At 34.4% G+C, this 19,371-nt stretch carries 19 protein-coding genes; 11 read left to right on the plus strand and 8 right to left on the minus strand.

All coding sequences use genetic code 11. The features are described from left to right. Positions 1-65: 65 nt before the first annotated feature. Positions 66-671 carry a PRK06770 family protein gene (locus F0362_RS11910; RefSeq protein WP_000853589.1) on the plus strand — a complete coding sequence of 202 codons (606 nt, stop codon included), beginning with the start codon at positions 66-68 and terminating at the stop codon, positions 669-671. Between the two features lie 71 nt (positions 672-742). Here the strand turns inward: F0362_RS11910 and F0362_RS11915 are convergent, their stop codons facing one another. Then, positions 743-1,633 (minus strand): LysR family transcriptional regulator, encoded by an 891-nt coding sequence (locus tag F0362_RS11915; RefSeq protein WP_002038649.1) that lies wholly within the window; start codon positions 1,631-1,633, stop codon positions 743-745. A 105-nt stretch (positions 1,634-1,738) separates the two neighbouring features. On the opposite strand from F0362_RS11915, the gene F0362_RS11920 reads away from it, so the two are divergent. Beyond that, positions 1,739-2,782: an aspartate-semialdehyde dehydrogenase gene (locus F0362_RS11920; protein WP_000039425.1), complete on the plus strand. Its 1,044-nt coding sequence runs from the start codon at positions 1,739-1,741 to the stop codon at positions 2,780-2,782. 122 nt (positions 2,783-2,904) lie between these two features. Here F0362_RS11920 and F0362_RS11925 read toward each other — a convergent pair whose 3' ends face one another. Next, positions 2,905-3,807, minus strand: a complete 903-nt coding sequence (locus tag F0362_RS11925) for a LysR family transcriptional regulator (protein WP_079519513.1) — start codon at positions 3,805-3,807, stop codon at positions 2,905-2,907. Between the two features lie 130 nt (positions 3,808-3,937). Between F0362_RS11925 and gabT the strand changes: the two genes are divergently transcribed. From gabT to F0362_RS11955, 6 genes are all read left to right on the plus strand, one after another. Beyond that, positions 3,938-5,263 (plus strand): 4-aminobutyrate--2-oxoglutarate transaminase, encoded by a 1,326-nt coding sequence (gene gabT, locus F0362_RS11930; protein ID WP_000920471.1) that lies wholly within the window; start codon positions 3,938-3,940, stop codon positions 5,261-5,263. 11 nt (positions 5,264-5,274) lie between these two features. Next, on the plus strand, positions 5,275-5,967 hold the full coding sequence (locus F0362_RS11935; protein WP_002038647.1) for an MOSC domain-containing protein: 693 nt from the start codon (positions 5,275-5,277) through the stop codon (positions 5,965-5,967). A 257-nt stretch (positions 5,968-6,224) separates the two neighbouring features. Next, positions 6,225-7,109, plus strand: a complete 885-nt coding sequence (locus F0362_RS11940) for a GNAT family N-acetyltransferase (protein WP_000528654.1) — start codon at positions 6,225-6,227, stop codon at positions 7,107-7,109. Positions 7,110-7,142: 33 nt separating this feature from the next. Beyond that, complete coding sequence (locus tag F0362_RS11945) at positions 7,143-7,739, plus strand: DUF1349 domain-containing protein (RefSeq protein ID WP_000858459.1); 597 nt, start codon at positions 7,143-7,145, stop codon at positions 7,737-7,739. A gap of 222 nt (positions 7,740-7,961) precedes the next feature. Next, positions 7,962-9,716, plus strand: a complete 1,755-nt coding sequence (locus F0362_RS11950; protein WP_000834798.1) for an ABC transporter ATP-binding protein — start codon at positions 7,962-7,964, stop codon at positions 9,714-9,716. Beyond that, positions 9,709-11,505, plus strand: a complete 1,797-nt coding sequence (locus F0362_RS11955; protein WP_149889773.1) for an ABC transporter ATP-binding protein — start codon at positions 9,709-9,711, stop codon at positions 11,503-11,505. The genes F0362_RS11950 and F0362_RS11955 overlap by 8 nt, the downstream gene beginning before the upstream one ends. Before the next feature lie 247 nt (positions 11,506-11,752). Here F0362_RS11955 and F0362_RS11960 read toward each other — a convergent pair whose 3' ends face one another. After that, a complete protein-coding gene (locus tag F0362_RS11960; protein WP_149889774.1) occupies positions 11,753-12,013 on the minus strand; it encodes a hypothetical protein in 261 nt (86 codons plus the stop codon). Between the two features lie 459 nt (positions 12,014-12,472). Beyond that, positions 12,473-13,057, minus strand: a complete 585-nt coding sequence (locus F0362_RS11965) for a LysE family translocator (protein WP_001121301.1) — start codon at positions 13,055-13,057, stop codon at positions 12,473-12,475. Positions 13,058-13,173: 116 nt separating this feature from the next. Here F0362_RS11965 and F0362_RS11970 point away from each other — a divergent pair, with 116 nt between their 5' ends. Then, a complete protein-coding gene (locus tag F0362_RS11970; RefSeq protein ID WP_000391306.1) occupies positions 13,174-13,731 on the plus strand; it encodes a helix-turn-helix domain-containing protein in 558 nt (185 codons plus the stop codon). A 380-nt stretch (positions 13,732-14,111) separates the two neighbouring features. On the opposite strand, the gene F0362_RS11975 is transcribed toward F0362_RS11970, so the two are convergent. Beyond that, the gene (locus tag F0362_RS11975) at positions 14,112-14,735 is read right to left on the minus strand and encodes a collagen-like protein (RefSeq protein WP_149889775.1); all 624 of its coding nucleotides are present in this window, start codon (positions 14,733-14,735) and stop codon (positions 14,112-14,114) included. A 220-nt stretch (positions 14,736-14,955) separates the two neighbouring features. Between F0362_RS11975 and F0362_RS11980 the strand changes: the two genes are divergently transcribed. After that, the gene (locus F0362_RS11980; protein WP_149889776.1) at positions 14,956-16,236 is read left to right on the plus strand and encodes a DUF4183 domain-containing protein; all 1,281 of its coding nucleotides are present in this window, start codon (positions 14,956-14,958) and stop codon (positions 16,234-16,236) included. Between the two features lie 63 nt (positions 16,237-16,299). On the opposite strand, the gene F0362_RS11985 is transcribed toward F0362_RS11980, so the two are convergent. Continuing rightward, positions 16,300-16,590, minus strand: a complete 291-nt coding sequence (locus tag F0362_RS11985; protein WP_001121652.1) for a DUF4183 domain-containing protein — start codon at positions 16,588-16,590, stop codon at positions 16,300-16,302. A 479-nt stretch (positions 16,591-17,069) separates the two neighbouring features. Between F0362_RS11985 and F0362_RS11990 the strand changes: the two genes are divergently transcribed. Then, complete coding sequence (locus F0362_RS11990) at positions 17,070-18,329, plus strand: exosporium glycoprotein BclB-related protein (RefSeq protein ID WP_216370151.1); 1,260 nt, start codon at positions 17,070-17,072, stop codon at positions 18,327-18,329. An 81-nt stretch (positions 18,330-18,410) separates the two neighbouring features. Here F0362_RS11990 and F0362_RS11995 read toward each other — a convergent pair whose 3' ends face one another. Beyond that, positions 18,411-18,593: a hypothetical protein gene (locus tag F0362_RS11995; RefSeq protein ID WP_097859779.1), complete on the minus strand. Its 183-nt coding sequence runs from the start codon at positions 18,591-18,593 to the stop codon at positions 18,411-18,413. Positions 18,594-18,714: 121 nt separating this feature from the next. Then, a complete protein-coding gene (locus F0362_RS12000) occupies positions 18,715-19,347 on the minus strand; it encodes a cupin domain-containing protein (RefSeq protein WP_149889777.1) in 633 nt (210 codons plus the stop codon). Between the last annotated feature and the right edge of the window lie 24 nt (positions 19,348-19,371).

Here is a 19,371-nt window from a genome sequence, read left to right on the forward strand (position 1 = left end):
GAACTGTTTTATATAAGAAATAATGAGGTAGTAAGAACAGAGATATTTGGGAGGAAATAAGCGAGATGAAAACACTATTTAAAATAATCGGTATTATAGCTGGTATGGCAGTAATCGGAGTAGGTTTAACATATGGTATGCTTTATTATTTGAATAATAGTAAACCAGTTGCGAAAAAGTCAACGCCAGCAGCTCCGGCAGTAGAAGTGCTAGCTGATAGTAATGTAAAAGCCGAAGATGCGAAGCTTTTAGAAAATGGCAATCATTCATTACCTAATAGTGGTTTTAATAAAAATTTTAAATGGACAGATGAGAACATACAGACAGCGTTACATGAAATGGCACACCAAAAAACGAAAGCTGAACAAAAATGGGGCTATATTTTTATCACACAAGAACGTATTGAAAGTTTACTTGAAATTATAAATAGTAATGATGTTGCACAAAAAAATACATATGTGGATATTTTAGAACGATGGAAACAAGGGAAATATGAAAAGGTTGATGTGGATCATAATAAAATTTGGAAATTGCAAAGTGGGAATTTAGGAGAAGGAAAAGGAATAATGTCGCAAGCTGAACAAAAAGAATTAATTAATCAAGTGTTTATGCAAAAAGGTACATATTCAGGTAGTAAATTAATTGCAGGTGGGGGACAGGCTAACAAATAATATACTTATCAATGAAAAAGAGTAAGTGCTTTTTAGGCAGTTACTCTTTTTTTGTGCACATTTTTAATAATTTAGCCTCGCTCTAGTAAGGAAAGAAACGACTGTAGTACCGGGGAAATCCATCTAGATTTATGATAGATTACATGACTTTGAATAACGGCTGGAGTTTCGATAGGTTGAAAACGTATTTGTTCCTTTTGACAATTCTCTTGTACAACGATGTAAGGAAGAATTGAAATTCCTAATTCACACATAACAGCTTGTTTAATGACTTCAACATTAGAAGTTTCAAATGTTTTTTCTAGAATATTTCCGCTTTGACGCAAAAAACGATCGACCATTGGTCGATAACCGCAGCTTTGTTCTGTAAAAATAAACTGAGTATCCTGTAATAAACGAAATGGATTTTCCTGTACGGGGGAATGAATAGGTAAAATCCATCCGAATGTTTCATTACAAAAAGTACGTATAATAAAATCGTTATGTGCTATACTTTCACCAATTAAGAAGATAACATCTGTTTCTCCTTCATGTAGCTTTTTCAGTGCATGTTCATTTGTAGTAGTCTCAAGAACGATATTTACTTTCGGATTTTGCTGTTTGTAAGTACGTAATAATTGTGGTAAACGGTACACTGCTAACGATTCGTTAGATGTAATACTTAACGTCCCTTCCAAATAATCATTATTTTGAGGGATTTCTTGTGCTTTTTCATAAATAGCAAGTAATTCTAATGCATAAGGATGAAATTGATGACCTGCTTTTGTAAGAAGTACTTTTTTCCCTAATCGATCGAAAAGAGGGATATGTAAGTCGTTTTCTAATGCTTTTATATGCCCTGTAACAGTAGATTGCGCATAACCTAATGCAAGAGCAGCTTTAGAAAAACCGCCATGCTTAACAATGGCACAAAATGTTTTAACATGTCTCATTTCCATAAGTGACCCCTCTTTTAATATCATGATTTGTGAATGATTATATCATGTATTTCAATTTTTCAAATGATTAAATTTCTTTTAATATTATGTTGTGGGGAAATTCATGTAAGCAGTATTGGAGGAGAAAAAATGAGTAAAAAGAGCTATCATGTAGCTGTTGTTGGAGCTACAGGTGCAGTAGGTCAGAAAATTATTGAACTGTTAGAACAAGAAACAAAGTTTAATATAGCTGAAGTTACATTCCTTTCGTCAAAACGATCTGCTGGTAAGAAAGTACAATTTAAAGGGCGAGAGATTACAATACAAGAGGCAAAAACAACTAGTTTTGAAAGTGTAGATATTGCCTTTTTCAGTGCTGGAGGAGAAGTGTCTAGACAATTTGTAAATCACGCAGTTTCTAGTGGCGCAATCGTAATTGATAACACAAGTGAGTACCGAATGGTGCACGATGTACCGCTCGTTGTTCCAGAGGTTAATTCACACACTTTAAAGGAGCATAACGGTATTATTGCAGTTCCGAATTGTTCAGCATTACAGATGGTAACAGCTCTTCAGCCAATCCGAAAATCATTCGGTTTAGAACGAATTATCGTTTCCACTTATCAAGCTGTATCAGGTTCTGGAATTCATGCGATTCATGAATTAAAAGAACAAGCTAAGTCGATGCTTACAGGTGAAGAAGTGAAGAGTGCTATATTACCAGTGAAAAAAGATAAAAAGCATTATCCAATTGCGTTTAATGTACTGCCTCAAGTAGATATATTCACTGATAATGATTTCACTTTTGAAGAAGTAAAGATGATTCAAGAGACGAAGAAAATTTTAGAAGACCCAAACCTGAAAATGGCAGCTACTTGTGTACGTGTTCCAGTTGTATCAGGTCATTCAGAATCAGTTTATATAGAACTTGAAAAAGAAACAACTGTTACAGAAATTAAAGAAGTACTGCTCGATGCACCAGGTGTTATTTTACAAGATAATCCTAGTGAACAGCTGTATCCAATGCCATTATATGCAGAAGGGAAAATAGATACGTTTGTCGGAAGAATTAGGAAAGACCCTGATACGCCAAAAGGATTCCATCTTTGGATCGTTTCCGATAATTTGTTAAAAGGTGCGGCTTGGAATTCAGTTCAAATCGCAGAGACGTTGGTGGAAAAGGGAATCATTTAGCATAATAGAGTTACACATGTATTATAAGAACTAGGAAACTATTGATTGTAAAAGTATCCTAGTTTTTATTTTAGTGAGAATTTAAAATGAATTAGTTTTTATAGTGTTTTTATAAATATCCATTAGTTTTGTAAAGAATGTACTGTTATTTTTAGTTGCTCAATAAATTCTCGAGTTGCAGCGCACATATATTTATCTTTTCTATAAATCAGTCCTATATCTATAGTTGGAGTAGGATCTTCTATTTTAATAGCTTGAATGTTTTCGTTTTGCAAAAAGTCTATATACGGTTTGGGTAACACTGTAATTCCCATACCTTTTGAAACCATTTGAATTAAAGATTCCATCGTACTAATTTCTAAAATTGGTTTTGGTTTGAAGCTAAAGTTTTGACAATAGGTCGTAAGTAGTTCTGTTAAATAAAAGTTTTTTGGTAGAAGGATTAAAGGGTAGTTCTGTAATTCTTTAATAGACACGTGATCAAGCTCACTTAAAGGATGACCGATTGGAATAACTAATGTAAGTTCACTTTTATATAGCGGGATAGAAACAATTTCTTTATCTTGTACCGGGAGAAATGTAATACCAATATCTAATTCGTTTTGAAACAATTTTTCGCGAATTTCTCCTGTGCGAAGTCCTAACACAGAAAGCTCAATGTTTGGATAAAGAGTATTGAAGTGTAAAAGGGTTGGCGGTAGTAAATAATTTACAACGGTTAACAATGAGCCGATTGTTAAGGATCCGTACTGTAATCCATTTAAGTCCTGGATAGCAGAACGGGCTTGTTCGACTTCATGAAAAATGGTTTTACTATGTGATAATAAAATCTTTCCTGCTTCAGTTAAAGATATCTTTTTACCAATTCGATCGAAAAGTGGCATTCCTACTTCATGTTCTAACGCACGTATTTGTTGACTTAGTGAAGGTTGGGAAATGTTTAATTTTTCGGCTGCCTTTGTGAAATGCAATTCTTTCGAAACAGCTAAAAAGTATTCTAATTGTCGTAATTCGATTGGAATCACCTCAAATTTAATCATAGGATATACCTATCATTATTATATAAATAATTGAATTGAACAATGGTTTTGTGCGATTTATAATCACTTTATTAGAAATAGATTGATGATAAAGATTAGATGAGGTGAAGAGGAATTGTTGAAATCGAGCGTATTACCAGGCAGTTATTCAAAAGTACTTCAAAAAAGGTATGAGGAGGCTGTACCGACAGGAATATATCATTTAACACCTTTATATGTAAAAAAAGCTAGCGGAGCGATCATTACAGATGTAGATGGGAATCAGTTTATTGATTTTGCTGGTGGTATTGGAATGCAAAATGTTGGTCATTGTCATCCGAAAGTTGTAAGAGCGGTACAAGAACAAGCAAAGTCATTTATTCATCCTTGTTTTCATGTAACTCCATATGAAAACTATATTGCTTTAGCAGAGAAAATTAATGAAAAAATACCAGGAACAAGTAAGAAAAAAACGATGTTTGCAAATAGTGGTGCGGAAGCGATTGAAAATGCTGTAAAAATCGCACGTAAAGTAACAGGGAGAAGTAAAGTAATTTCGTTTGAACGAGGATTTCATGGGAGAACATTAATGACGATGTCTTTATCAACGAAAGAAAACCCATATAAAGCAGGATTTGGCCCGTTCGTTTCAGACATGCATATATTGTCGTATCCGTACTATTACAGAGCTGCAGAAGGAGTTTCTTCTGAAGAAGTGGATTCTCAAGTCATCTATCAGTTTGAAAAATTTTTAGAGGAAGTATCACCTGAAAAAGTAGCGGCAATCGTAATGGAACCAGTACAAGGAGAAGGGGGATTTATTGTTCCTTCCATTTTATTTGTAAAACGAATCCGGGAAATTTGTGATCAATATGGAATTTTAATGATCATGGATGAAGTGCAAACTGGATTTGGCAGAACTGGAAAATGGTTTGCAACGGAACATTTTAATATAGAACCTGACATTATTGCATTATCAAAATCAATAGCTGGAGGCTTACCATTAAGTGCGATTGTTGGGCGCGCTGAGTTTATGGATGTTCCTGGAAGGGGTCAAATCGGTGGGACCTTTGCAGGAAGTCCGTTATCATGCGCAGCCGGTCTTGCTGTATTTGAAATTATGGAAGAAGAAAACCTAGTTGAAAGAGCTCAACAAATTGGAAATAGAATAATGTCACATTTACATGCAATGCAATTAAAATACGAAGTCATAGGTGACGTTCGTGGAATTGGTGCAATGGTTGCAATGGAACTTGTAACGGATCGTATAACAAAAGAACCAGCAAAAGAACTAACAGTACAATTAATTGATGAATTCTGGAAGAATGGGCTTATAAGTATTGGGGCAGGGATATTTGATAATGTACTACGTTTTTTACCGCCTCTAGTTATTTCAAATGAAGAAATTGATAAAGGTTTTGAAATAATAAATCAATCTTTTAAAAAATTGTGCGGAAAGTGAGAGAGGCAATTATGATGAATAAATTATATGAGGTACTATCACTAAATATAGGATTCCCAAAAGAAGTTATGTATGGAGGAAAATTAATTCATACGGGTATAAATAAAACGAAAACAAAGGAACCTATATATTTATCATTTTTAAAATTTAAAGGTGATGGTCAGGCGGATTTAGTTCATCATGGAGGGGTGGATAAAGCGGTTTGTGTGTATTCGGGTGAACATTATAGTTATTGGGAAGAAACATTGAATCAAGACCTTGAATATGGAGCATTCGGAGAAAATATAACAGTAAGTGGTATGCGTGAAGAGGATGTTTGTATCGGTGATACGTTTGAGCTCGGAGAAGCGATAGTACAAGTAACGCAACCAAGGCAACCTTGTTTTAAGTTAGCTAAGAAATACAATATTCCAAAGTTACCACTGTATTTTCAAGAAACAGGATATACAGGATTTTATTTTCGTGTATTAAAAGAAGGGTGGGTATCGCCAGTTGATACGTTAAAGTTGCTGAAGTCTGATCCAATAAGTATTACAGTAGCGTTTGCTAATCGTATTATGCATAAGGAAAAACAAAATATAGAAGGGATAAAGAGAATTTTAGAAGTACATGCACTTTCTACTAGTTGGAGAAAGACATTTGAAAAGCGACTGAGGGGAGAAGAAATAAATACGAAGGAGAGGCTTGAAGGAATAAAAGAATAAAAAAATATTTTTATAAATAGTGCATTTCTAATAGTAAAAACTAACTAGAAAGCACTGTTTTTATATAATAACCTTATTAATATAAAAAAATCTTAATATTTTTTTATTCGACTTTTTTTCTAATTGTGAAAACATAAAATTAATTGGATTATTTTTTTATATTTTATGATAGTATATTGATTTGTAAGACCTATTATTTTAAGGTCAGGTCATATAACCATATATAATTTTATGGAATTGAAGTATGGAGGGACAACATGGGGAATGTTGAAAAATTTGCAAATCTTCTAATAGAAGAACCGAAAAGAGAGCAGTTATTTCCTTTATTTGAAGAAGTGTTTGGTATTGAGAGTCAAACATTACGTGATTTTACGGAGAAAGGATATTGGGATTATACATATAAAGCTTTATCATTTTTACAAGATAACAAAGTGATTGCGAATGTTGCTGCATTTTCACTTCCGCTTTTAATGAATGGTGAAAAAATAAATGCAGTGGGTATTCAATCGGTAATGACACATCCGAATCATCGTCGACATGGGTTAATGAAACAATTGTTTAGTAAGATGATAGAAGAAATTGATGAGCAATGTGAGTGTGCGCTTTTATTTACTGAAAATCCAGAACTATATAAACCATTTGGTTTTCAAATTGTGCAAGAATATTTGATGGAACTATCATACGAAAACAAGAGTGATAAAGATTCTCAACTTAAAAAGTTAGATTTTTATAATGAAGAGGATAGACAATTAATACATGAGATGATTGAAAATGGCCAAAGGCTTTCTAATACATTTTCAACGTTAAATTACCGCTCTTCGTTTTATTTAAATATGTATGATTCAACATGGAATGAAAACCTATATTATTCAGAGAAATTAGATACGTTGATTGTTTTTACAATAGAAAATCAAAAACTAAAATTATATGGAGTGTTTGCTCCGGTACTTCCGATTTTAGATGAATTATGTGAGGAAATCTCTGGGGAATTTAAGGAGATTGAATTTTATTTTTGCCCAGATCAATTAGGAATTGATGATGTACAATATACAGAATTACAGACTAGTAAGTATTTAATGGTTCGAAGTAATAAGGAATTAGATTTTAAAGGTTATAAATTCCCGGTGTTAACCGAGTTTTAAATATTAATTTAATTGCTTTTTTATGGAAGAATTATGAAAACATCATATATACCAAATCATATTGAGCAACTTACCGTAATGAATGTACCTAAATATTACAAACTGGAAGAAAATCATACATTCATTGTCCATTCGAAGGCAGAAACAGATTTTTGGCTGAAAACACATTATGGCTTTGAAATAATGAATGGTCATGTATTTTATAATGAGATTATGACAGATTTTCAGGCTGAAGTTCAGTTACGTATGAGTCCAAATGCGACATACGATCAAGCAGGTCTTTTTGTTATGATTTCGGAGAACTGTTGGTTAAAAACTTCTTTAGAGTATATCCCTGAGGGGCCATCTCATTTAGGTGCTGTCGTAACGAATAATGGATATTCTGACTGGTCAACGCAAGATTATCCAACTGAAGCAGCTAAGCAACAACTGCGTTTTCGAATTATTCGAAAACGCGGTGATTATTCAATATATGTGAAAATAAGTCAGCGATGGGAACAAATAAGAATCGCTCATTTAATGGAGGATATAGGGAATGAGCCTGTTAAAATAGGCTTTTACACGTGTAGTCCTTCTAAAAATAAAGGATTTGAGACTGAGTTTTTCGATTTTACAATTGAAGAAATATAGATAAAAAACCGCATTCTTTTCATTAAGAATGCGGTTTTTGTATTTGTATATTTATAAAGCACATTTATTGACCGAAAAGTCATTAATGCTTATCATTTAATAATGTTAAATATTAATTTGCATAATATAATAAAAGTAAAGAAGAAATTACAAACTATAGGGTTTAAATAAGGAGGGGTATGAATTACTCAGTGGTAATTTCATGGAAAAAGGAGATTATGTATGAAATCATTTCGCAAGCTATTACAGTATTTAAAACCATACATGTTCTTCGCTATTATTGGACCGCTATTTATGGTACTTGAGGTTGCGATGGACTTAATTCAACCGACTATTATGCAACATATTATTGATGTTGGGATTGCAAATAGGGATTTGAATTATGTAATAAAAATGGGGCTTCTTATGATAGGAGCAGCGGCACTTGGGTTAGTTGGAGGACTTGGGTGTATGATGTATTCTACAAAAGCAGCTGTAAATTTCGCTACAGACATACGAAAAGATGTGTTTACAAAAATAGAAACATTTTCTAGTAAAAATCGGGATACATTTGGAACCGGAAAATTATTAACGATTGTGACAAATGATATTACATCAATTCAATCGGCGATGACGATGACTTTACGTGTTCTCGTTCGTGGCCCTTTGTTATTTATCGGAAGTATAATTATTGTTTTTGTAACAGCGAGGGAGTTATTTCCAATATTACTTGTAGTTGTACCAATTTTATTACTTGCGATTATTTTAATTGCAAGTAAAGCGAGTGGAACGTTTAAAAAGGTGCAAGAAGCATTAGATAAAGTGAATACAAAGTTACAAGAAAATTTATCTGGTGTACGTGTTATAAAAGCGTATGTAAGACAAAAATATGAAATTTCTCAGTTTGGAAATGTGAATACAAATTTAACGAAGATAAATATTCGAGCTGTGCAACTTATTTCCTTAATGATGCCAATTATTATGCTAGTTGTAAGTGGTGGGATTGTCGCAACACTATGGATTGGTGGAGAAAAAGTATTTAATGGAACTCTTCAAGTAGGTGCGATTTTAGCATTTATAAACTATTTGAATATCATTTTAATGGCACTTATGTCTATTAGTATGGTATTTATTCAAATTGCTCGAGCTTTTCCATCTGCGGATCGTGTACAACAAGTCTTAAATACTGAAGTTGATATTATGAACGAAGCTAACGCAATTGAACCTGAGAAAATCGAAGGAAATATTGATTTTAAAGATGTTAGTTATAGTTATACGAAAAATAATGAATACGTTTTAAAAGATATTTCATTCAGCATACGTAAAGGTGAAAAAGTAGGAATTATCGGTTCTACAGGGAGTGGTAAGTCTACTTTAGCTAAACTGCTACCACGCTTATATGATATTGAGCAAGGTGAAATTTGTATTGACGGAATAAATGTTAAGAGGTACGATTTACAAAAATTGCGTGCTTCAATAGGTTTTGTACCTCAAACGGCATTGTTGTTCTCAGGAAGTATAGAAGAGAATTTACGTTACGGTAAAGAAGATGCAACACACGATGAATTGGAAACAGCAGCTTCATCTGCGTGTGCGACTGAGTTTATTAACAAGTTGGAAGAATCGTATCATTATAACTTAACACAAGGTGCGACGAATTTATCAGGTGGACAAAAACAACGTGTATCCATTGCGAGAGCGCTTGTGAGAAAACCATCTATTCTTATATTAGATGATTCTACATCAGCAGTTGATGCGAAATCAGAAGCGAACATTCAATCGGCATTAAGAACAGAATATAAAGGAACAACGACATTATTAATTGCTTCTAAAATCTCATCTATAATAGATGCTGATAAAATTCTCGTATTAGATAATGGTGAATTAGTTGGTGATGGTACACATGAACAACTGCTAGAACAATGTGAGGTATATCAGGAAATTTATCTTTCCCAAGGTGGTAATTTGCATAAAGAAGGTGGGAAAGAACATGCGTAATTTTCAAGGACAATTTGCTAATAAAGGTGGACGTAACTCGCCTAAGAGTGGAAAAGTTAAAAATACTAAAGGTACTGTAAAGCGGATTTGGAACTATATGGGGTATGAAAAGGCTGCTCTAATGTTCGTTATATTTCTAGTATTTGTTACGACATTACTTGGGTTATTAGGTCCATATTTTATGGGAGTAATTATAGATCAATATATTGTACCGAAAGATTTAAACGGTACGGCAAGAATATGTATGTTACTTATTGCAATTTACGGTGTAACGGTGCTTTTAACGTGGTTACAAACGTATGTCATGATTAATGTTGCATTAAAGACAATTCAAAAAATACGACAAGATATATTTGAGAAAATCCAAACGCTTTCTTTACGGTTCTTTGATGTACGTTCTCAAGGTGATTTAATGAGCCGTGTGACAAATGATATTGACAATTTAAATCAAGCGTTGACGCAAAGTGTCGTACAGATTATTTCATCAGCGTTAACCTTTATAGGTGTGACGATTGCGATGTTCTCATTAAATTGGATTTTGGCACTTGTAACTTTAATTACAGTACCTATTATGTTTTTCGTTACAAAAAAACTTGTTGCATATAGTGGTAAAAACTTTGCAAAGCGTCAAAAAGATTTAGGAGAATTAAATGGTTTTATTGAAGAAGCTATAACAGGCGCGGATGTTACAACGTTATACGGGAAAGAAAAAGAAACCGTACAAAATTTCAATAAAATTAATGAACAACTAAGAATTTCAGCAACGAAGGCTGATACATTTTCAGCTTTTATTTTTCCGAGTATGAACTTTATTAATAACTTAGGAATGGGGCTTGTAATTGGGACTGGATCCGTTATGGTATTAAACGGTATGACAACAGTAGGTGTCATTGCGGCGTTTATTAATTATTCTCGTCAATTTTCAAGACCACTAAGTCAATTTGCAACGTTAATGAATACGATTCAAGCGGCAGTTGCGGGTGGAGAACGTGTTTTTGAAATTATGGATGAGGTACCAGAAATTCAAAATAAAAAAGACGCATTCGTTGTACAAAATATACATGGGCATGTTGAACTTGAGAATGTTTCGTTTGGTTATGTGGAGAATAAAACAATTTTAAAAGAAGTAAGTCTTAAGGCACAGCCTGGAGAGACAATTGCTTTAGTTGGTCCAACGGGATCGGGAAAAACAACAATCATAAACTTATTAACTCGATTTTATGATATACAGCAAGGACAAATTCATATTGATGGAAAAGATATAAAAGATTATGATATCAATTCTTTACGAAGTAAAATAGGAGTAGTTTTACAAGATACGTATTTATTTGCTGGGACAATTATGGATAATATCCGTTATGGACGATTACATGCAAGTGATGAAGAAGTAATCAATGCAGCAAAGGCTGCATCGGCACATTCTTTTATTAAACATTTACCGAAACAATATGAAACAGAGATTGCTTCAGAAGGATCGAATTTAAGTCAAGGACAAAAACAACTTCTTGCGATTGCAAGGGCAATTTTAGCAGATGCGGACATATTAATTCTTGATGAAGCGACATCTAATATTGATACGAGAACAGAATTGCAAATTCAAGCAGGATTAAACAATTTAATGAGAGGTAGAACGAGTTTCGTAATCGCTCATCGACTCAAAACGATTGAAAAGGCAGATCAAATCCTAGTTATAAAGGATGGGAGTATTTTAGAAAGAGGGAATCATGAATCTCTCATGGAAGATCGAGGATTTTACTTTGAATTGTATACGAGTCAGTTTAAAATTTAATAATAATATTCATGTGGTGCGGTTTCTGTAGAAAAGAGAAACCGCATTTTTAATGATTGTAAACATTGCTAAACCCAATAGTCTTTCATTAAATACTTTGACAGTATCACCTTGAATCTCTGGTAAAACATATGAATAGCGTTTGAGGTTGCAAAAATGCGGATTAAACATAGTTAAGTTACAAAAAGGGTAGAATATACAGTTGTTCAGGTATGTAATTTATGTGTTTTTTTAGAATTACGAGTTGTTAGTAAAAACTAGCGGCCTCAGTGACAGATGGTAGAAATAGTTTACGTGGTATTGTAATAATCTCAAGCGCTATCTGCGTTGAATATAGGAGTATTTGAGTTAAATCTAAAACGAGTGTTAAAAGTATTATGAAGCTTGTAAGAATTACAAAACTACCCCAAAAGAAACTTTTTGAAGTGTTGCGGAAATCTTTTATTAAGGAAAAGAAAGAAAAAAATGCGGTAACAATAAGAATGAAAATTTTATACTTATCAGACATTATAACCCTCCCAAAGAACAGTAACTTATATTATACCGTATTTTTCAGTATTATTATAAATAGACTTTAAAGTGAATATTACGAAAAAAGAAAACCACAACTAATGTTTTAAGTTGTGGTTTTCTTTTTTGAGTACTTTGTTTTAGAAGATAGATAATCTAGAATTGAAAAAACTTTAAAGGGATTACCATACTTTATTTCCGATCCAGCATCAGGTGCTCAATGAAACGGTATGAAAGGTTATAGGCTGGTAATACGAGAATAAATAAGGGCGGATCTGTGTACAACAATATTCCCATATCAAAGTTCTACTAGAGAAAAGTAGTTAGTTAAGGGCAGTATGTGAATAAAAAACAGATGGGTGTGGAAACTAAATATTTATGACATTAAGGACAAAGATTAGGAAATATAGATTGGTATGAAAAAGTACAAAAATCTAAAATTAGAATGAGCATTGAACTAGTGTATAACGATTGAAACGGCACTGAAGACTAATAAAACGGCCATAATGATGTTAAATAATTGGTTATGTTTTATTAATAATTTTTGGAATATTGAACCAAATAAACTCCAACTACATGTACTCATTAAACCGACTACACCTAGAAATAATGAAAAAAGTAGAAAACTTGAATATGAATTGTAGTAAGGGAGTATGAAAGTCGATACTACAGTCAGTCCGAATAATATCCCTTTAGGGTTAACGAATTGAAGAGAAATCCCCACTGTAAATAAGTTTTTATTATCTTTTTCACTGGGATTCGTACTGCCTTTACTAGTGAGTATTTTAAAAGCTAAATATAACATGTATGTTACACCTAAAACTTTTAAAGGGAATTCGATTATGGGTAAGATATTAAGTAATACTACATTAAAGAAACTACATAAAGAAGTGAGGATGAAAAAGCCGAAAGCTACTCCAAAGCAAAATTGCATGCTCCTCTTTAACCCGTATTGATTGGCGTATGTCATAGCTAAAAAATTGTTAGGGCCGGGTGTGAAACTACTTATAAAAACAAATAATAAAAAAGAAAATATAGGCATTTCAAAACCCCCTTATTATTTTTGTGTGTTATAATGACCGAAAAGAACAATATAACGTGTACTTTTTATTATACATAACGGTCGTTATATTGTATATAGTGTAGGGGTGTTTTTTTATGGAAGAAATTCAACTTATTCTAGCGAAAAATTTAAAAACAATACGAGAAAAAGAAAAATTAAGTTTAGAAAAGGTTTCTCAATTAACAGGAGTGAGTAAAACGATGATTGGACAAATTGAAAGAGGAGAATCAAGTCCGACACTAACAACAATATGGAAAATTGCTAATGGATTGAAAGTGTCTTTTACTTCTTTAATCAATAATCCACAACCCGATATAAAAGTTGTTTTACGGGATGATGTTCAAGTATTGTCTGAAGATAATGGGAGATATAAAGTGTATCCTTCTTTTCCTTTTCAAGATGATAGAAATTTTGAAATGTATACAGTTGAAATAGAAACAGAAGGGGAACTGAGTTCAGAAGGGCATAAAGAAGGAGCAGAAGAATTTATAACGGTATTTGAAGGAGAATTGACAATAAAAGTGAATAATTGTCAGTATAAATTAAATAGTGGAGATTCCATTCGTTTTAAGGCCGATAGATCACACTCTTATCATAATTTAGGGAAATCGTTGACTCGATTAAGCATGACAATTTATTACCCAGCTACATAAGTGTGCATTTATATATATAAAAGATAAAACCATCTATACAAGGTGGTTTTTATTTTGTGTTAAATTACAAAAAAAGACACTCGTTTGAGTGTCAACATAGTATTGCTCTCGCGTATAGGATTGGAGTACGTTTCTCAAATACGTATTGAGAGATGGTTCGTAAAGGAGAAACTGTCTTCATATTTAATGTAACATCGGTAAGGGTGAGTGTAAATTGATAATGTATATACGGAAAATTTAGTATAGATAGTTTCTACTATAAATATAGTGCAATTTGTTCTGTGTTACGTAATCAACGCCATGAAATAATTGAGTGGTTCTTATTATTATGACAGACTTGGTATTTAATAATGTGTATTAGAAAAAGAATGAATCATTTTTTAATCGATTCGTATAATTGTTAGAGAGGCACCTGTTGAACCACCTCCAACTAAATTAATAATGGATAATATACCGAATAATTGAAGTGAAATTGTATTACCAGCAATTAAATTAGTAATTAAATTATTATTATAATTTGAAGTTGATATAGCGGGAGAAAAAATAGAGCCAGAAAGTGGAGTTGAAGCGTTTAATAGTAACCTTGTTCCAGCGAGTAGAGAAGTTGTCGTATTAACTTGATAGGTTAAATGATATCTTCCGGTTACAGGAATTGTAAATACATCGTTTGAAGCGTTAACTGTAAAATTACCGAGGCTTTGGTTATTAGAAAGTGGAATATTAGTTCCACCTAATATAACTGAGATGGGACCACCTAATGTATTATTAGCGAACATAGAGTTTGTTGTAACTATTGACCCAGTACTTCCGGTAGGTCCAGTACTTCCGGTAGGTCCAGTACTTCCGGTAGGTCCAGTACTTCCAGTAGGTCCAGTACTTCCGGTAGGTCCAGTATTTCCGGTAGACCCAGTATTCCCAGTAGGTCCTGTAAGTCTGTATGGAAGAATTATTTCAAGAGCCATTGATAGTAGTTCTTCTTTTATTTTTTCATTTTTATCTTGCATATAAATCACCTCATTTTTAAATTAGATACCAATAAGTGTAGTATTTTTAGAATGGAACTATCATTTTATTCTATTAATAGTAGTAGTTTATAGTAACGGTAAAATGTTTAATAAATATATGAATCATTTGGAAAGAAAAAGAATAGTTATGAAGTTATTTCTTAATAATAGAGTCATAATAATGTATGTTAGTTAAAAACGTGTGGAATGAGGTATTGAATTGAAGCGGAATGATAAATTATCAATGAATAAAGGTAGGATAGGACCTGAGAATATTGGACCTACATTTCCAGTTCTTCCACCAATTTATGTTCCGACTGGAAGTACAGGGCCAACGGGAGCAACGGGAGTAACAGGAGCAACGGGAGCAACAGGGGTAACAGGAGCAACAGGAGTAACAGGAGCAACGGGAGTAACAGGAGCAACGGGAGCAACAGGGGTAACAGGAGCAACAGGAGTAACAGGGGTAACAGGAGCAACCGGAGTAACAGGGGTAACAGGAGCAACCGGATCAACCGGATCAACAGGAGCAACCGGAGCAACAGGAGTAACAGGAGTAACAGGAGTAACAGGAGTAACAGGAGTAACGGGAGTAACGGGATCAACCGGAGTAACGGGGGTAACGGGAGTAACGGGATCAACCGGAGCGACAGGAGCAACGGGAGCAACAGGAGTAACAGGAGCAACGGGAGCAACAGGAGTAACAGGAGCAACAGGAGTAACAGGAGTAACCGGAGCAACCGGAGTAACGGGAGTAACAGGGCCAACGGGAGCAACCGGAGTAACAGGGCCAACGGGAGTAACAGGAGTAACAGGAGCAACAGGAGTAACAGGAGTAACCGGAGCAACCGGAGTAACGGGAGTAACAGGGCCAACGGGAGCAACCGGAGTAACAGGGCCAACGGGAGTAACAGGAGCAACAGGAGTAACAGGAGCAACAGGAGCAACCGGAGTAACAGGGGTAACAGGAGCAACCGGAGTAACAGGGGTAACAGGAGTAACAGGAGCAACAGGAGCGACAGGAGCGACAGGAGCAACAGGAGTAACAGGAGCAACGGGAGCAACAGGAGTAACAGGAGCAACAGGAGTAACAGGAGTAACCGGAGCAACCGGAGCAACAGGAGTAACAGGGCCAACGGGAGCAACAGGGCCAACGGGAGTAACAGGAGCAACAGGGCCAACGGGAGCAACGGGAGTAACAGGGATAACAGGAGCAACAGGTCCTACTGGGGGGATTGGCCCCATAACAACAACAAATTTGTTATATTATACTTTTTCAGATGGAGAGAAACTTATATATACAAACGCAGATGGGATAGCTCAATATGGTACAACGAATATATTATCACCTAGTGAGGTTTCATATATTAATTTGTTTATTAATGGGATTCTGCAACCACAACCATTTTATGAAGTTAGTACAGGTAAACTAACTTTATTGGATAATCAACCACCATCGCAAGGGTCTTCAATTATTTTGCAATTTATCATTATTAATTAAAAAAGACAGATTCTTATTATAAAAGGAATCTGTCTTTTTTGTTTTAAATTACATTCGTTAACATTAAGTGACGATAAATTCGATTGTGATTGGAATTCCGCCGTCTAATGCATCTCCACCAGGGATTGTAATAGCGCCAGTAGGGCCAGTAGTAACACTGGAGTTCACACTGGGCTGAAGGATACCGTTTACATATAGGTTGTAATACGTGAAAGTCGGAAATGCAGTTGCAGTAGTACCCGCATCGTTTAAGCAAGCTGTGGCAGCAACCGCAAAGGCTGCGCCTGTGCCAGTCCCAGCTCCTAGTGTAGATGTGAATCTTCTAGATGCCATAAATGGTTGAATGATAGGCAATTAATTCTCACTCCTATTCATATTTTATTGGAACGAAGTATTGAATAACTTGTCCACTATATTGTATGAGAGTTTTCTAGAATAGAAACGGCTTTAGGATTAGAAGAGTAGCATAATTTTATTAAAGGTATAACTTTTACTACAATTAAAAAGCGATGTTGGTATTTATGGAATATATGCTAAGGGTTAATTTGAATTTTTGTATTCGAATTAATAGATATTTTTGGAGGTAAGAGATAAACGTGGAAAAATAAAATAAACTCTTAAGTTTAGGTGTTTAATCTAAGCACTCAATTATTAAAAACATATAATTAATATGTGAGTCATGAACATAATTAAATGACGTTTTCAAGTTTGATTATCATTCATATTTCCTATTTTAAGAGAAACATATAACTCAACTACTTTTTTCAATCGCATCTTTTATATTACTTAGAATAGGAAAACACTCAACTATAAGAAAAGTAAGGAGGAAATAAATGAAACATAATGATTGTTTTGATCATAATAACTGCAATCCGATTGTTTTTTCAGCAGATTGTTGTAAAAATCCACAGTCAGTTCCTATTACTAGGGAACAATTAAGTCAATTAATTACTTTACTAAACTCATTAGTATCAGCTATTTCAGCATTCTTTGCAAATCCAAGTAATGCAAACAGATTAGTGTTACTCGATTTATTTAATCAATTTTTAATTTTCTTAAATTCCTTATTACCTTCCCCAGAAGTTAATTTTTTGAAACAATTAACTCAAAGTATTATAGTTTTATTACAATCTCCAGCACCTAATTTAGGACAATTGTCAACATTATTGCAACAATTTTATAGCGCCCTTGCACAATTCTTCTTCGCTTTAGATCTTATCCCTATATCCTGCAACTCAAATGTTGATTCTGCAACTTTACAACTTCTTTTTAATTTATTAATTCAATTAATCAATGCTACTCCAGGGGCGACAGGTCCAACAGGCCCAACAGGCCCAACAGGAACAGGAGCAACAGGGGCAACAGGTCCAACAGGAGCAACAGGTCCAACAGGCCCAACAGGCCCAACAGGCCCAACAGGAACAGGAGCAACAGGAGCAACAGGAGCAACAGGCCCAACAGGCCCAACAGGCCCAACAGGCCCAACAGGAGCAACAGGTCCAACAGGAGCAACAGGTCCAACAGGAGCAACAGGTCCAACAGGTCCAACAGGCCCAACAGGTCCAACAGGAGCAACAGGAGCTGGAGCGGTTATTCCGTTTGCATCAGGTGGACCAGTAGCATTAGCAACTGTTTTAGGTGGATTAGCAAACACAGGAGCACTTCTTGGATTTGGAAGTTCATTCTTCCCTGTAATTGTCCCACCTGGTGGCCCGATTACTATAGGCCCTGTACCTCCAGTATTTGATTTCGCATTTGTAGCTCCTCGCGCAGGTACAATTACTTCGTTAGCAGGATTCTTTAGTGTAACTGTAGCGGTTGCTTTAGCGTTAGGAAGCATACAAATTCAAATGCAGTTGTACAGCGCACCAGCAGCAAGTAATACTTTCACTCCAGTAGGTACACCGTTACTATTAACACCAGCATTTAGTGGTCTTATTGCTATCGGTAATACCGCGAGTGGTATTAGCGCACAAGCAATTGCGGTCGCTCCACAAGATAAGATATTACTTGTTGTTTCATCAACTACACCAGGTTTTGATATAGCTACTGCTATTACAGGATTCGCAAGTGCAGGGATAACATTCGTCTAAGCATCGCGTCTTAAATGGTGACCATTGAAAAAAGGAATACTCTTTTTAAGAGTATTCCTTTTTGTATAGCTAAAAAAGATTTTATTTATTTTTATTGCAGTTACATCCTTTTTTCTTTACATAGCCTTGCTCGGCTAAATCTCTTTGTGATTGGGAATTGGAAGACTGAGAATTGGAAGACTGAGAATTGGAAGATTGAGAGGATGCTGATGAACTACTATTTTTATTATTAGAGTAGTTTTTTCGATAATTATAATTACTCATAGTACTATCACCTCCAATTAAATATATAACTATTATATGTATGTACTCTATTAATTGTTACGATAAAAAATCTCCTAGGTATTTTCCAAGGAGATAAATGATTGTTTCTTTATGGTATAAATTAATATCCCCAGTAAAGAGGGAAATAATATGAATCTTGGTAATATAAATTTTGTTTTTGATTAGGGTGTGGAGTCGGTGGATTTATCATTCCTCGGTTTTGATTACAGTTTGCTGGGGGACCAATTACTGTAGTAGATTGAATGGGGGATAGCGCTTGTTTCCATTGTTGTTCATTGAGGCAATAAGTATGAGCCATCATATTGGCTGGAGTTAATCTTAAAATATCAGAACCAAAAATAACTTCTGGGGTTGGGGCATCGAAAATAGCTAATAAATGAGTATTATCCGCTGAAGCGATTTCGTAATGCCACCATGCTTGTGGAATGTTGGCAACTTGCCCTGGTTTTATCGGTAAGTTTAATATTTGATTTGTAAATGGATTAAGTAAAGAAACAACAGCAGATCCTGAAATGCAGTAAACAAGTTCAGCTGCATTTTGATGAATATGTGGTTCTACAACATTGCCTGTACTTAAATAAATATCTAGTAAAGAAGTATTTTCTAAAGTATTTAATTGTTTTATGCCAAGTACGTTTATATAGTTTTGGGCATCTTTCTGAAAAAAATTACTTTTACTTACATCATGAGTGAAATTGGTTGAAGGAGAGGTGTAGTCGATATTGGAAGTCAATTGTATTACCTGCCTTTCTATTGG

It is taken from the genome of Bacillus sp. BS98, from assembly GCF_008432245.1.
Taxonomy (GTDB): domain Bacteria; phylum Bacillota; class Bacilli; order Bacillales; family Bacillaceae_G; genus Bacillus_A; species Bacillus_A toyonensis.

What these genes read in the sequence shown, in the direction of transcription:
- F0362_RS11910 (WP_000853589.1), top strand. Translation starts at nt 66, where the DNA reads ATGAAAACACTATTTAAAATAATCGGTATTATAGCTGGTATGGCAGTA.
- F0362_RS11915 (WP_002038649.1), bottom strand. Translation starts at nt 1,633, where the DNA reads ATGATATTAAAAGAGGGGTCACTTATGGAAATGAGACATGTTAAAACA.
- F0362_RS11920 (WP_000039425.1), top strand. Translation starts at nt 1,739, where the DNA reads ATGAGTAAAAAGAGCTATCATGTAGCTGTTGTTGGAGCTACAGGTGCA.
- F0362_RS11935 (WP_002038647.1), top strand. Translation starts at nt 5,275, where the DNA reads ATGATGAATAAATTATATGAGGTACTATCACTAAATATAGGATTCCCA.
- F0362_RS11940 (WP_000528654.1), top strand. Translation starts at nt 6,225, where the DNA reads ATGGGGAATGTTGAAAAATTTGCAAATCTTCTAATAGAAGAACCGAAA.
- F0362_RS11945 (WP_000858459.1), top strand. Translation starts at nt 7,143, where the DNA reads ATGAAAACATCATATATACCAAATCATATTGAGCAACTTACCGTAATG.
- F0362_RS11950 (WP_000834798.1), top strand. Translation starts at nt 7,962, where the DNA reads ATGAAATCATTTCGCAAGCTATTACAGTATTTAAAACCATACATGTTC.
- F0362_RS11955 (WP_149889773.1), top strand. Translation starts at nt 9,709, where the DNA reads ATGCGTAATTTTCAAGGACAATTTGCTAATAAAGGTGGACGTAACTCG.
- F0362_RS11960 (WP_149889774.1), bottom strand. Translation starts at nt 12,013, where the DNA reads ATGTCTGATAAGTATAAAATTTTCATTCTTATTGTTACCGCATTTTTT.
- F0362_RS11965 (WP_001121301.1), bottom strand. Translation starts at nt 13,057, where the DNA reads ATGCCTATATTTTCTTTTTTATTATTTGTTTTTATAAGTAGTTTCACA.
- F0362_RS11970 (WP_000391306.1), top strand. Translation starts at nt 13,174, where the DNA reads ATGGAAGAAATTCAACTTATTCTAGCGAAAAATTTAAAAACAATACGA.
- F0362_RS11975 (WP_149889775.1), bottom strand. Translation starts at nt 14,735, where the DNA reads ATGCAAGATAAAAATGAAAAAATAAAAGAAGAACTACTATCAATGGCT.
- F0362_RS11990 (WP_216370151.1), top strand. Translation starts at nt 17,070, where the DNA reads ATGAAACATAATGATTGTTTTGATCATAATAACTGCAATCCGATTGTT.
- F0362_RS11995 (WP_097859779.1), bottom strand. Translation starts at nt 18,593, where the DNA reads ATGAGTAATTATAATTATCGAAAAAACTACTCTAATAATAAAAATAGT.